Origin of the sequence: Bartonella sp. Raccoon60, from assembly GCF_002022585.1 — a bacterium.
Taxonomy (GTDB): domain Bacteria; phylum Pseudomonadota; class Alphaproteobacteria; order Rhizobiales; family Rhizobiaceae; genus Bartonella; species Bartonella rochalimae.
In genome coordinates this window covers 1,489,432-1,504,950 of record NZ_CP019786.1, presented here as the reverse complement: position 1 = coordinate 1,504,950, position 15,519 = coordinate 1,489,432, and the positions used below count along the sequence as shown (strand labels likewise).

General features: G+C 35.0%; 8 protein-coding genes. All 8 read left to right on the top strand.

From position 1 onward, the window contains the following. Nucleotides 1-37: 37 nt before the first annotated feature. On the top strand, nucleotides 38-3,160 hold the full coding sequence (addB, locus tag Bra60_RS06665) for a double-strand break repair protein AddB (protein WP_078698182.1): 3,123 nt from the start codon (nucleotides 38-40) through the stop codon (nucleotides 3,158-3,160). Next, nucleotides 3,157-6,615 carry a double-strand break repair helicase AddA gene (gene addA / locus Bra60_RS06660; RefSeq protein WP_078698181.1) on the top strand — a complete coding sequence of 1,153 codons (3,459 nt, stop codon included), beginning with the start codon at nucleotides 3,157-3,159 and terminating at the stop codon, nucleotides 6,613-6,615. Before addB ends, addA begins: the two co-directional genes overlap by 4 nt. A 106-nt stretch (nucleotides 6,616-6,721) precedes the next feature. Then, a complete protein-coding gene (gene trxA, locus Bra60_RS06655) occupies nucleotides 6,722-7,045 on the top strand; it encodes a thioredoxin (RefSeq protein ID WP_078673449.1) in 324 nt (107 codons plus the stop codon). 964 nt (nucleotides 7,046-8,009) lie between these two features. Continuing rightward, the gene (locus Bra60_RS06650; RefSeq protein ID WP_078688159.1) at nucleotides 8,010-8,513 is read left to right on the top strand and encodes an invasion associated locus B family protein; all 504 of its coding nucleotides are present in this window, start codon (nucleotides 8,010-8,012) and stop codon (nucleotides 8,511-8,513) included. 39 nt (nucleotides 8,514-8,552) lie between these two features. Next, nucleotides 8,553-9,782, top strand: coding sequence for a 23S rRNA (adenine(2503)-C(2))-methyltransferase RlmN (gene rlmN, locus Bra60_RS06645; protein ID WP_078688158.1), 1,230 nt, complete (start codon nucleotides 8,553-8,555; stop codon nucleotides 9,780-9,782). 739 nt (nucleotides 9,783-10,521) lie between these two features. Next, nucleotides 10,522-11,745: an argininosuccinate synthase gene (locus Bra60_RS06640; RefSeq protein WP_078673446.1), complete on the top strand. Its 1,224-nt coding sequence runs from the start codon at nucleotides 10,522-10,524 to the stop codon at nucleotides 11,743-11,745. A gap of 382 nt (nucleotides 11,746-12,127) precedes the next feature. Then, a complete protein-coding gene (locus tag Bra60_RS06635; protein ID WP_371326068.1) occupies nucleotides 12,128-13,786 on the top strand; it encodes a lysine--tRNA ligase in 1,659 nt (552 codons plus the stop codon). Further along, on the top strand, nucleotides 13,786-15,363 hold the full coding sequence (locus Bra60_RS06630) for a peptide chain release factor 3 (RefSeq protein ID WP_078688156.1): 1,578 nt from the start codon (nucleotides 13,786-13,788) through the stop codon (nucleotides 15,361-15,363). Before Bra60_RS06635 ends, Bra60_RS06630 begins: the two co-directional genes overlap by 1 nt. Nucleotides 15,364-15,519: the final 156 nt, after the last annotated feature.

The window sequence follows — 15,519 nt, the reverse complement described above, 5'->3', positions numbered from 1 at the left end:
AGAATTAATATAATAATATGGATCACAATGAAGTCAAATGACCCGTACCCCCCGTATATTTTCTATTTCCCCCGGAACTCCTTTTCTGCCTCATTTTGTTGATGCACTTCTCTCTGGAACTCTTATTGATAACTTTGCATCAAATGGGGATATCCAAACCGCTCTTGCTGATACTCTTATTTATGTACCAACGCGCCGCGCTGCTCGTGCATTACGAACAGCTTTTTTCGAAAAAAGCCATACAAAATCTAGCTTTTTGCCTACCATATGTCCCTTGGGAGATATAAATGAAAAAAGTTTTCTTTTTGTTGAAAATAATGAAAATACTTTGCTCAATACTCCCCCTATTGGAGAAAGTGAACGTCTCCTTCTTTTAGCCCGCCTTATTCGCCTTTGGCGTGAAAATTTACCAACTCATCTACGGTCTATGTTTGGCACAGAAGATGTTTTTATTCCTGCCACGACTGCTGATGCAATCTGGCTTGCCCAAGATTTAGCACACTTGATGGATGAAATAGAAACAGAATCCGTAGATTGGTCAAGACTTAAAGAAATTGTACCCGATATGGTTGCCGAATGGTGGCAAATAACCTTAGATTTTCTCACTATTGTAACACAAAGCTGGCCACAAATTTTAAAAGAAAGACAACAATGCAATCCTGCTGAATGGCGTAATCAAGCATTTAAAATGCATGCAGATATTTTATACCGTACACAACCTCATAAAACTATTATCGCTGCTGGTGTAGCAAGCTCTATTCCTACAATTGCAAATCTTTTAAAAGTAATTGCCTGTTTACCAAAAGGAGCTGTGATTCTTCCAGGCCTTGACCTTCAAATGGATGAAATACAATGGAATACCTTAGGTGCATTCAATAAAGAAAAAACAACTTTTAACCCTTCTGACCATATTGCTGCTTTTAGTCATCCTCAATATCATTTAAAAAAACTTTTATCTCTCATGAAATGTCAACGCATTCATGTCCGCGAAATCGGTCAGCAAAGCGCTATAAAAATCCAACGTGCTGCTCTTTTATCGGAAGCATTACGACCAGCTTCCACGACAGATTTATGGGCTCAAATCACACGTGATGATTATGAAAATATTTGTGCAGATTGGTCATTGATTGAAGCTCCCAATGAGCGTGAAGAAGCTTTAGCTATTTCTCTTGCCTTACGCAATGCTATTGAAGATCCTAAAAAAACTGCAGCACTTGTTACAAATGACCGCAATTTAGCACGTCGTGTAGCAGCTGAATTACAAAGATTTGGAATTGAAGCCAATGACTCAGGTGAAATGCCACTTGCACAAACATTACCTGCGACCCTATTACGGCTTCTTTTAGAAAACATTTTTAAATCTGGTGATCCCGTTGCTTTTCTTTCTCTTCTCAAACATCCACTCACAACATTAGAATATAATCATAATTATTTGCGTGAGATGGCTGAGAATTTTGAATTACTTGTCCTTCGAGGAAATGCTTGCCGGATTAATATTTGTGAATGTGACCAATTTTTTAAAACATGGATGCAAACACATTTTCATAAGGTTTCTAAGAATTATATGCCTGATTTACAAAAGATTGAAGAAGCAAAGTTTCTTTGTCATCTTTTAGTCAAAGCAGTTGACCCTTTAGTGACATTAATAAAACAAGAGAGAGAATGCAGCATCAATGAAGCTGTTATAGCAACTGTTGAAGTTTTTGAAAATTTTGGTCGTGATGCTGATAATTCTCTTGCACATCTTTATCAAAATGAAGCAGGCAAAGCCTTAGCAACTTTTTTGCGTGAATTGGTTAGTGATCAATCAGGATTAAAATTTCATCTTTATGAATGGCCTGCTCTGTTTTCAGCTCTGATGGCCACCCGTTCTGTGAGTCCTTCCCCTGGAGGACATCCACGTTTGTTCATCTGGGGAACTTTGGAATCGCGTTTGCAAACCGTTAATACAGTGGTCATAGGTAGTTTAAATGAGGGATCATGGCCGATAAAAACCCACAATGACGCTTTTTTATCACGGCCAATGAAAATGACTTTAACTCTTGAACCACCAGAACAACGTATTGGCCTTTCGGCTCATGATTTTCAGTGGGCGATGGGAATGGATCAAGTGATTATGAGTCGAGCTACACGTGTCAATCATACTCCTTCTGTTCCATCACGTTGGCTACAACGTTTAGAAACCGTTATAGGCAAACAAGTTTGGAAGCAAATCTGCACACGAGGAGAACTCTTCCTTCATTGGGCAAAAATGCTGGATAATACAAAGAGCACCATCCCTGCGGAACGGCCTTGCCCTGTACCACCACTTGATATGCGTCCACGCCATTTTTCAGTCACAGAAATAGAAACATTACGGCATGATCCTTATGCCATTTATGCAAAAAAAATCTTACGACTCAAACCACTTAAACCACTCATCCACGATCCTTGTTCAGCTGAGCGTGGAACACTTTATCATGCTATTCTTGCTGCCTTTTGCACACAAATAAAAAATCAAAATGCTACTAATATGCTCGAGATATTACTCACCATTGGACGTAAAGAATTTGATAAATTAAATTTACCTCCTGATATTGAAATAATTTGGTGGCTAAATTTTGAAAATCTTGCTCCCTTTCTGATTCAATGGGAACAAAGCCTTGGATCACGAGAACGATATGCTGAAGTTATTGCTCAAAACACCCTCATAGGAGAAACAGGAGTAACTCTTTCAGGACGTGCAGATCGTCTTGATATTTTGCCAGATAAAACAGTTGAAATCATTGATTTTAAAACCAGCACTCCCCCTTCATCGACACAGGTTATTAACTTATTTTCTCCACAATTAGCATTAGAAACAGCTTTATTAATGCAAGGAGCCTTTGTAGATTTTAAGGGTCTTACTCCCTCTAATTTACTTTACATTTCCTTAAAAGGAAAAGGGACAATTAAACCTATAGCCATTATAAATAAAAAAACAAAAGATCAAGAAAACGCAATCTCTCTTGGTAAAAAAGCATGGAAGTATCTTATTTCATTGATCAATTATTATCAGAATCCACAACAAGGTTATCTTTCACATGCAGTTCCCTTAAAAAAATCTTATGAAGGCGACTATGACCATCTAGCTCGATTATTGGAATGGTCTATTGGTTTCGATAAAGCGGATCAATCATGACTCTTTTTTCTATTCCTCAAACAGCTCTTGATACACAAGCAAAAGCCACAGATCCGACAACAAGTGTATGGGTTTCTGCGAATGCAGGATCTGGAAAAACCCATGTTTTAACTGAACGTGTCATCCGCTTACTTTTAAATGGAACACCTCCAGCACGTATTTTATGTCTTACCTATACCAACGCAGCCGCTTCTGTTATGCAATCGCGTATTTTTCGTACACTATCCAATTGGAGTGGGCTTGATGACAAACAGCTTCAAACAATTTTATCAAAGCTTGAAAATAAACCCGTTAATACACAAAAACTTGCCAATGCCCGTCAATTATTCGCCCGCGCTCTTGAAACACCAGGCGGCCTAAAAATTCAAACTTTTCATGCATTTTGTGAATCTTTATTACATCAATTTCCACTAGAAGCGAATATTGCTGGCCATTTTGAACTGTTAGATGATATAAATCGGAAAAAATTACTACAGCAAGCCCGTCGCAAACTTTTAATCCATCGTGATGCGCAATTAGCGTTAAAAGAATTATTTAAAATTATCAGTGAAAATACACTCAATCAATTGCTCTATGAAGCAACTCAAAAACAACATGAATTATCTGAGTTCTTACCTTTCATCTTCTCTGAAAATGGAACAGAACAATTCTGTGCATTTTTTAATTTAGCACCGGATGACACAAACCAACGACTGCTCGATAAAATTCAACAAATTGCGGCACTTCCTTCTTACGCAATAAAATATTATCAAACCCATAGCACCCCAAAAAACAAAGATATAATCGAGAAATTTTTACAGTTAGCAACATCATCTGATGAAACAAATATCATCAACCTTGTTTCAAATATTTATTTTGAAAAATCAGGAAAACCACGTGATTTTTCGCGCTTATTTTCTAAAAAATCAGACGAAGTCTGGCCTTTTATCGAAAAAGAAATCGAAGACAAACAAAATCAGCTTCCTCTTCTTTTAGACAAATATCAATGTGTCAAACTTGTTACACTTAACATAGCAGCTTTTCAGCTTTGTGATATTTATCTCAAAATCTATACGGATTTAAAAAAAGCCAATAACCTCTTAGATTTTGACGACCTCATTGAACGTACTCTCTATTTATTGCAGCATAAAGGTGCAAGCCAGTGGGTACAATATAAACTCGACCGTGGAATTGATCATATTTTACTAGATGAAGCACAAGATACCAATCCTAAGCAATGGCAAATTATTCAACTTTTAGCGCAAGAGTTTTTTACAGGTCACAGTCAACGTACAAATACACGTACTGTTTTTGCTGTTGGTGATGAAAAACAATCTATTTATTCTTTTCAAGGAGCTGTACTAGAAAATTTTGCTGAAAATGGCCGAATAATTCAAAAAAAAGTTAAACAAGTTGAACAAAAATTTGAAAAAATACAACTCAATTATTCTTTTCGCTCTACAGCCGATGTCCTTAAAAGCGTTGATCTTGTCTTTGAATCACCCGAAAATTACAAAGGACTTTCAGCAGAACACGTAAAGACAGTCCATGAACCTATCCGTGTTCATAGTCCAGGCGACGTTATTATATGGGATGCCATCTCCAAAAAAACAAACGAATTTCCTGATGATTGGCTCTCAACTGTTGATCATCTGGATACACCCCAAATATGTTTAGCAGAAAAAATTGCCGAAACCATTTCTAATTGGTTGAAAAATGGTGAAATGCTCCCAGCAAAAAAACGTTTACTGCGTGCTGGTGATATTATGGTTTTGGTTCGTAAACGTGATCAATTTGTTCCTGCCCTTTCTCGTGCACTCAAACTCCGTCATGTTCCTGTCGCTGGTGCTGATCGTTTACAATTAACAACCCATATTAGTGTGCGTGATTTAATGGCGCTTGCCCGTTTTGTTTTGCAACCGCAAGATGATCTTTCCCTGGCCTGTGTTTTAAAAAGTCCACTTTTTTCGCTTAGTGAAAACGAACTTTATCAACTTGCCGTTCAACGTACAGGCTCTCTTTGGGAAAGCCTTTCAACTCATTCTTCATCGCATGCCGTTTTTAAAATTATTTTTGAGCGTCTTAACACATATCGAACTTTAGTTGATAAAATGCCCGTTTTTGAATTTTATAGTTATATTCTCAACAACGATAAAGGACGACAGAAAATCATTGCTCGTTTAGGAATTGAAGCAAATGAAGTCCTCGATGCTTTTATAGATCACACACTCACTATTCAAAAAACTGGATTACCAGGATTACAAGCCTTTTTGGAAATATTGAGTATCAATGAACCAGAAATCAAACGTGAACTTGATCAAAATTGTGAAGAAGTAAGAATTATGACGGTTCACGCCGCAAAAGGGCTTGAAGGAGCAGTTGTCTTTTTAGTCGATCCAGGGAGTGCAATATGGCATCCGCAATATGCACCACACTTTCTTAAATGCTCCTTAGGAGATAAGCAAGTTTTCATCTGGCGCCCAAATGCACAACATCATACAAAACATTTTGACAAAGTGCTTTCACGTTTAAAAGAATGTGCCGAAGAAGAATATAAACGTCTTCTTTATGTGGGTATGACACGCGCCGAAGATCGACTCATTATTTGTGGTTATACGAATCAAAAAGAAACCCCGAATACATGGCTGCAATTAGTAAAGAAAGCTCTTAAACCTCATGCTGTTCCTATAAAAGGTCCTGCAGAAGATATCACAGCTTGGCGTTATTGCATCACCTCTTCCTGTCCAGCACCAATGTATCAAGAAATATCTTGTGAAACTCACCAAATTTTTCCACCTTTACCTGCGTTTTTTCATAATAAAGTGCCTACAGAATCAACCTTATCAAAACCTCTAAGGCCTTCTGTTGTAGGAATCAATGATACCAAAACTGAATTTTTCCTTCAGAAGGAACGCTTTAGCATCTCACCTGTCTTAGGAGAAAAAAATACCAAGAAAACTTTTTCTATTGAATATGGTAATTTTATTCACCAATTACTGCAACATTTGCCCAATTACCCCCCTACAAAACGCCAAGATTACGCGCAATTCTATTTAAATACAAAAGCTTCTCATTGGCATAAAACCCAAAGAGAAAAAGCCCTTCATCATATTTGGACAATCTTAGATAATCCAGACCTTAAGCCATTTTTTTCTAACCTTTCACATGCTGAAGTTGCGCTCATGGGTATCATAAAAATTAATGGTAAAGAACAAATGGTTTCTGGTCAAATTGACCGTTTATGTATCACCCATAATAGTGTTTTTTTTGCCGATTTCAAAACCGGTCTTTCACCAGAAAATGATACCGATATTAAGCAACATCATTTATTACAAATGGCACTTTATCAGAAATTGTTGCAAACTATCTATCCTGATAAAAATATGCATGCTCTTCTCATTTATATAAAAAAAGCCAAGATCTTTAAATTGCTTCCTGAAAAACTTGACGCACTTCTTGATGAAATCATCGTATAAAAATAAAAAAGGAAATGTTTTCTAAAAAATCTGTTATAATTTATTTTTACAATAACTTCACATAAATAATTCATACTCATTTATAAAAGCAGTAAAGGATAAATCAATGACATGTATAAAAATTGATAGTAGCAATTTTGAAAATGAAGTTCTCACTTCTCCTCTTCCTGTTGTTGTTGATTTTTGGGCAGAGTGGTGTGGTCCTTGCAAAAGCATTGCACCAATCCTTGATGAAATTGCAACAGAAATGCAAAGCCAGATTAAAGTCGCTAAAATTAACATTGATGAAAATCCAGACTTAGCTACGCAATATGGAATAAGATCGATTCCTACTTTATTAATGTTTACAAATGGAAAAGTATCATCCAATAAAGTTGGTGCTACGTCTAAAGGACATCTTGTTGAATGGATTAAAAATAGTCTTGGTTAAATTTCCTCGTGACTCTTTTTCTAAAAGAAAGGAGCTTAAAGTGCTCCTTTTCATTTAAAATTCTCTACGATTGTAGACTTAAACTACTAAAATTCTTCACAAATTGATCATAATTTATAATAAATAGCAGATAAGATTATGAGCTTATATTTTCTGAAAAATACGAATTTTGAAAATACACTTTTGTTTTAGTTTACTCTATATCGGCTGTATAAAAACAATTTAAGAAAAAAATCATTTAAAAGATATTGAGTTGTTTATTAAACTTTAAAAATGATAAATACATTGGATAATAGTTGTTATTTTTGATATAGCTACAATAGTTAATGTTTCTTTGTTTTTTCAATTTTTACTTAAATTAACTTTTAAGCCGCTCACATCGTAATTGTTTTTTATCTATTATAAATTAAAAAATAAATATATACGTAAATGTCAAAAATCTTTAGAATTACTCTTGATTAAGTAAGTATGTAGATATTTAAAAAATTTACAAATTTCAGCTAAAAAGCTACTATGCCAATAAATCTTGATGAACAGCTATTTATTAAGATTATTTTACACTATGAGAAATTGGAATCAACAAATATAGGAAATGATACTGCGATTTTTCAGGAAAAATGGCTAAATATATTTGAGAAAAAATAAGTCCAGCTAAGAATTTTATAGAAAAAACTCAATATTTTTTTTGTTTTAATATGAAGTCATATTAAAAAAAATATCGAACTTTTATATAAAATTTTATCAGATTAATTGAGAATATTTTAAAAAATCTAGCTATTGAATAAAAAATTCATGCTTTAGTAATGACTAAAAGATCACAATTGAAAGAAAGACTTATTTTGACTAAAATAATATTTCTTTTGTAAACAATTAAAAAAATTACCTTATATATTACTTCGACCTTTATTAAACTTTGCTAATGTAAAGAAATTTTTTAAAAAATAAAAAAGTAAGCGAGATTAAGATGTTGAAAAAAATTTTTACTGTTGTATGCACTATGATTATGACTGTTGTTGGTTCGGCTTGGGCACAAACACCAAATCGTTTACAACAATTTGAAGCCTGGGGAGCTTATTCTTATAAAGCACCAGATAATATGATTTGTTATATATTATCAGTTCCTTTAAAGGTAGATCCAACAACTGTTAAACACGGTGATAATTTCTTTTTGGTAACCAAACGTTCTAATTCTCCTGTTTCGTTTGAACCACAATTTATGGCTGGTTATCCACTTAAAGAGGGATCAAAAGTTACTGTCACTATTAAAGATAAAAATTTTGACTTTTTTACAAAAGATTCATCTGCTTGGTTAACATCATCAGGAATGGAAAAACAGCTTGTTGCTGCTATGCGTTCAGGAGCGGACATGACAGTGAGAGCTATCTCAAAACGAGGAACTCACACTACCTATACTTACTCTTTAAAGGGAGTGAAAGCTGCGTTAAATATGGCACAAAAATGTCACTAAATATTTATAATTCTAAAATAGCTGATAAAATGGAAAACCATGGCCATTTCACATGACCTTAAATCTATTGAAACATATCAAATATTAAAAGCAAAGAATATTATAGTAACGAAACAATCTAAATTACCTTTAATTGGCTTATCACACGATGAAATAGCACAGGCTTTACAGGCAATTGGTGTTCCAGAACATCAAACGCAAATGCGTGTACGTCAAATTTGGCATTGGCTTTATGTGCGTGGAGTTTCTCATTTTGATGAAATGTTAAATATTTCTAAGCCAATGCGGGAGATGCTCAAAGAGCATTTTTCTATTGCGCGTCCAGAAATTGTTGCAGAACAAATATCACAAGATGGTACTCGTAAATGGCTTTTACGATTTCCAGCTTCTGGAGCTGGGAAACCTGTTGAAATTGAAACGGTTTATATCCCTGAAGAAGGGCGTGGTACTTTGTGTATTTCATCTCAGGTAGGATGCACATTAACGTGTTCTTTTTGTCATACGGGAACACAAAAACTTGTTCGTAATCTAACAGTTGAAGAAATTTTAGTGCAATTATTGGTTGCCCGTGATTGTTTAGGTGATTTTCCTGATAAGAAGACACCTGATGGCGCAAATATCCCAATTGAAGGACGTAAAATTACTAATATTGTTATGATGGGTATGGGTGAACCGCTTTATAATTTTGAAGCAGTTAAAAAAGCTTTATTAATTGCTTCCGATGGAAATGGGCTTTCTTTATCGAAACGTCGTATTACTCTTTCAACGAGTGGAGTAATTCCTGGAATTATACGAACAGGAAAAGAAATTGGCGTTATGTTAGCAATTTCGCTCCACGCAGTACATGATACATTGCGAGATATTCTTGTTCCAATTAATAAAAAATACCCTCTTGCTTTGTTAATGAAAGCTTGCCGTAATTATCCTGGCCTTTCAAATGCTAAGAGAATTACATTTGAATATGTTATGCTGAAAAATGTAAATGATAGTTTAGATGATGCGAGAAAATTAATTCAATTGCTTAAAGGTATTCCTGCTAAAATCAATTTGATTCCTTTTAATCCATGGCCTGGAAGTAATTATCAATGTTCTGATTGGGAACAAATCGAACGTTTCGCTGATATCATTAATAAAGCAGGTTATGCCTCACCTATTCGCATGCCACGTGGACGTGATATTTTGGCCGCATGTGGGCAGCTTAAATCAGCTTCAAAGCGTTTAGCTAAATCTGAACGGATAAGACTTGAAAATATAATTGGTAATGAATAAACTGGATCTTTCAAGATAAGTTGAGAGTAGAGCAAAACTAATAAAATTTCTGCAATGAATCAATCAAGAAAACGATCGCAAAAAGAGTGATCAGAAAATTTTTAAATATTTGCTTATCATAAAACTATAGAAATTATAATGAACAAAGAAATATTTAAAAATCCTTAAAACTAGCCATTTATGTAGTCATACGATCATGAGCATTAATCAATCATTGTAAGAACATTATGTTAAAAAGAGTACTTTAGGATTACTGGTTAAATAGTTGCATTTAAGACTATGGCGTTCTGAAAATATTAAGTGTTGACGCAAGGCCTGAAAAGCAAATCATAAAAGTGCGTGATGATATAAAATAAATGCCGATAGATCAATGGCTATAGCCATAGCTTAGAGAATAAAACCTGTTGCACAGACGAAAGCGCACATAATTGCAGCTTATTTACTTTATGTAATGGTACATTCTAATGAGAGTATAATATTAAATCGTAAAGTGAAAGAAAAAATAACGTTGCTAGAATGCGTTAAAAACAATAGACCATTTGGATAAAAATGACATACTAATTTCTTTTATGCTTAGAAATAAGGAGCGTAACTTATATCTTTTATCGATTTTCTCTTTATAGTTTTTTATTTTTTTGCATCTTTTTTATGTTGTTTTTAAAAATTTATTTTCATTCCTTGCATGGCTTTGATTTCCGAGTAAAAGATAAAGGGAGAAAATAATAATAAGAGCTTAAAAATGAAAAAATGGAAAGAGATTAAAAAAGTTGTTTTAGCTTATTCAGGGGGACTGGACACATCAATCATTCTCAAATGGTTGCAAAGTGAACTAGGAGCTGAAGTTGTAACCTTTACAGCAGATTTAGGTCAAGGAGAAGAACTGGAGCTTGCACGTCGTAAAGCTGAAATGCTTGGCGTTAAAGAAATTTATATTGAAGATTTACGGGAAGAATTTGTGCGTGATTTTGTATTCCCGATGTTTCGAGCAAATGCGGTTTATGAAGGAGCTTATCTTTTAGGAACATCGATTGCTCGCCCACTTATTTCAAAACGTCTCGTTGAAATTGCCCAAAAAACCAATGCAGATGCTATTGCTCATGGAGCAACGGGAAAAGGCAATGATCAAGTACGCTTCGAACTTTCTGCTTATGCTCTTAATCCTGATATTAAAATTATTGCTCCTTGGCGTGATTGGAATTTTAAAAGTCGAACAGATTTGATTGAATTTGCGCATGCGCATCAAATTCCTGTAGAGAAAGATAAACAAGGTGAAGCACCTTTTTCAGTAGATGCAAATTTATTGCATTCTTCATCAGAAGGAAAGATTTTAGAAGATCCAGCAGTTTCTGCTCCTGAATATGTGCATATGCGTACTCTTTCCCCAGAAGCTGCTCCAGATCAAGCAACTATAATTACAATTGGTTTTAAAAAAGGAGATGCTATTTCAATTAATGGAAAAGTTTTATCTCCCGCGGATTTGTTAACTCAATTAAATAGCTATGGATGTAAAAATGGTATTGGCCGATTAGATTTGGTAGAAAATCGCTTTGTGGGTATGAAATCGCGTGGTATTTATGAAACGCCAGGAGGAACTATTCTTTTAACTGCTCACCGAGCAATGGAATCCTTAACACTGGATCGTGGTGCAGCTCACCTGAAAGATGAATTAATGCCACGTTATGCAGAACTTATTTATTACGGTTTTTGGTTTTCACCTGAGCGTAAAATGTTACAAGCAGCGATTGATTTATCTCAAGAAAATGTTGAAGGGGAAGTAACACTAAAACTTTATAAAGGAAATGTAATTGTTGAAGGACGTCAAAGTGAAAAATCACTTTATTCTGATAAGTTGGTGACTTTTGAGAATGACCAAGGTGCTTATGATCAAAAAGATGCAGCAGGTTTTATTAAATTGAATGCATTGCGTTTACGAACATTAGCAGCCCGTTCCTCGAAATTATAAAACTCCATAAACCCATCTTGATAAAATTCATAAAAAAGGTTTTTATATAAAAACCTTTAATTCCGTATTTTCTTTATCTTATTTTTTAGTAAATGTGTCATTATCCAATTTTTAGTTTGATGCCAAAGGATTCATGATCTTTAATATAATAGAAAACTAAGATAATGGTAACTAAAACATCAATAATTCAAATGAATAAATCATGTTTATAATACTTTAAGTTACATAAGATAAGAAAGCTATAACTGAAAATAAGGTATGTATTGATCATGATAAAGGAAAAATGAGAAGATTTTTTCTGCTTTTAGATGACTATTATTGACGAAAAAGTTTAACAATCATACACCTTGTCATTAAGTAATTTATTTTTGGGATAAAGATGATGCACAATCCGTATGGTACCTATAACTTTTCACCTGAACTAAGAGATTCAGCTGCTCAATCAAAAGCTTGGCCGTTTGAAGAAGCCCGTAAAATTATCAAACGCTATGAAAAAATTGGCTGCCCAGAGCATATCTTATTTGAAACAGGTTATGGACCGTCTGGCTTGCCACATATTGGAACTTTTGGGGAAGTTGCACGTACAACTATGGTACGTCATGCATTTCATATTCTTACCGAAAACAAAATTAAAACAAAACTTCTTTGTTTTTCTGATGATATGGATGGTTTGCGCAAAGTTCCTGATAATGTGCCTAATCGAAAAAAAATGGAAGACTATCTTGGTCAACCGCTTAGCCGTATCCCCGATCCTTTTGGAGATGATTATCCTTCTTTTGGAGCTGCTAATAATGCACGTTTGCGTACTTTCCTTGACCGTTTTGGTTTCAACTATGAATTTGCTAGTGCTACCGATTATTATCATTCTGGTCGTTTTGATGAAACACTTCTAAGAATACTGTCCTGTTATGATAAGGTTATGGAGCTCATTCTACCAACATTGGGTAAAGAACGACAAGAAACTTATTCACTTTTTCTGCCTATTTCTCCACTTTCTGGAAAAGTATTACAGGTCCCAATGATTGCTCGAAATGTTGAGAAAGGAACTGTAACCTATATCGAACCTGAAACAGGTGAGCCCATTGAAACAGAAATTACAGGTGGAAAAGTTAAGTGTCAGTGGAAAGTGGATTGGGCAATGCGCTGGACTGCACTCGGAATTGATTACGAAATGGCAGGAAAAGATCTTATCGATTCAACAAATCTTTCTTCTAAAATTTGCAAAATTCTTGGTGGCCAGCCTCCTGAGGGATTTAATTATGAGCTTTTTTTGGATGATAAGGGACAAAAAATTTCCAAATCTAAAGGAAATGGTTTGACTATTGATGAGTGGTTAACTTATGCACCAACAGAAAGTTTAGGACTCTATATGTTCTTAAAACCAAAAACAGCAAAACGGCTTTATTTTGATGTTATTCCAAAAACTGTTGATGAGTATTACGCACATCTTTCAGCATATGAGCATCAGCAATGGAAAGAGCGTCTTAATAATCCCGTATGGCATATTCATCATGGATGTCCTCCTCAGGTCAATTTGCCTGTTTCTTTTGCTATGCTGTTGAATTTGGTCAGTGCTTCTAATGCTGAAAATAAAGACGTTCTTTGGGGATTTATTTCTCGTTATGCTAAAGGAGCTAATGCGCAAATATATCCGATGCTTGACCAGTTAGTACAGTTTGCTCTTAAATATTTTGAGACATTCGTAAAACCAAATAAAAAATTTCGTACAGCTGATGAAAATGAACGCTCAGTATTGATTCAAATTGATACAAAATTAGCGAGTTTGCCGAAAACTGTTGATGGAGATACTCTTCAAAATGCACTTCTTGATGTTGCACGCTTAACCGAATGCTATCAAGACCATAGCAAAAAAAATCCAGAAGGGGGGCCTGGTGTTTCAAGTGTTTTTTTTCAAATGCTTTATGAAGTACTCTTAGGACAAGAACGAGGACCACGGTTTGGATCATTTATAGCACTGTATGGAATTGATGAGACACGTGCACTCATTGCTACAGCACTTGCCCGATCGGTAGAAAAATAATGGAATGTAGAGCACAAGAAGTAAAACGACGGCGTACATTTGCAATCATCGCGCATCCTGATGCCGGAAAGACAACCTTAACAGAAAAGTTGTTATTATTTGGTGGTGCTATTCAGTTGGCTGGTGAGGTGAAAGCAAAAAAAGACCGTATTCAAACCCGTTCTGATTGGATGAATATTGAACGCGACCGTGGTATTTCTGTTGTTACATCCGTAATGACATTTGAATATGAAAATCATATTTTTAATTTGTTAGATACCCCAGGTCATGAGGATTTTTCGGATGACACATATCGTACTTTAACAGCCGTTGATAGTGCAATTATGGTACTCGATGGAGCACGCGGAATTGAGCCAAGAACACTCAAACTGTTTGAAGTATGCCGAATGCGTGATATCCCTATTGTCACTTTTGTTAACAAAATGGACCGTGAAGCCCGTGATCCCTTAGAAATTTTAGACGAAATTGAAGAAAAACTTGCGCTTGATACTGCTCCAATCACTTGGCCTATTGGTATAGGAAAGAATTTTACTGGCACTTTTGATCTTCATAATAATTGTTTTCGCCAGCAAGACCATGAGGTTATTTCACAAACGATTTCTGATCTTCGCGAAGTTGCAAATTTGCTTCCTGAAAATCAACAAACACTCTTTATTGAAGGGGTAGAGCTTGCTCGCAGTGCTTGCAAGAAATTTAATCTTAAAGCTTTCTATGAAGGATATATGACACCTGTTTATTTCGGTTCAGCTTTACGAAATTTTGGTGTCCGTGATTTGATTAATGCCCTGATTGATTTTGGTCCAAGCCCTCGTGATCAGGTAGCCGATCAACGAAATGTAGTGGTTACTGAACCCAAAATGACCGGTTTTGTCTTTAAAATTCAAGCTAATATGGATCCCAATCATCGTGATCGTATTGCATTTTTGCGGGTGTGTTCAGGAACACTTGAACGCGGTATGAAAACGAAGTTAGTACGAACAGGAAAATCAATGACACTCTCAGCACCGCAGTTTTTCTTTGCGCGTTCACGTCAAATTGCTGATCAAGTGTATGCTGGTGATATAGTAGGTATTCCGAACCACGGAACTTTGCGTATTGGAGATACCTTGACTGAAGGAGAAGATATTCTCTTTAAAGGCGTACCAAATTTTGCACCAGAAATTTTACGTCGCGTTCACTTAGGTGACCCGATGAAAGCAAAAAAACTAAAAGAGGCTTTGCATCAAATGGCTGAAGAGGGAGTCGTACAGTTATTTATCCCTTATGATGGTTCCCCAGCTCTTATTGGTGTTATTGGTGCTTTGCAAATTGATGTTTTAACAGAACGACTTAAAGTAGAATATTCTCTACCTGTGAGTTTTGAATCATCGCGTTTTAACGTATGTCGTTGGATTTCTGCAGAAAGTAAAGAAGAACTTCAAAATTTTCTTACTCATCATCGATCCGCTATTGCGCATGATTTAGACAGTGATCCAGTTTTTTTAGCAGAAAATCATTTTTCGTTAAATTATGAAGCAGAAAGAGCCCCGAAAATAAAATTTGTCGCTTTTAAAGATTATCAGATACGCTCTAAATAAAAAAGGATCTTTAATTTAAAAAAAAGAAATTATTATAAATAAAAACATTAAAATGAGCTATGATTCTTTTGTAAGTTTAAAAATTTTATAGTGAATTAGACTATTCTTTTTCTAATCGTCACGAAATACTTATATATCATATGACAATAATTTTTA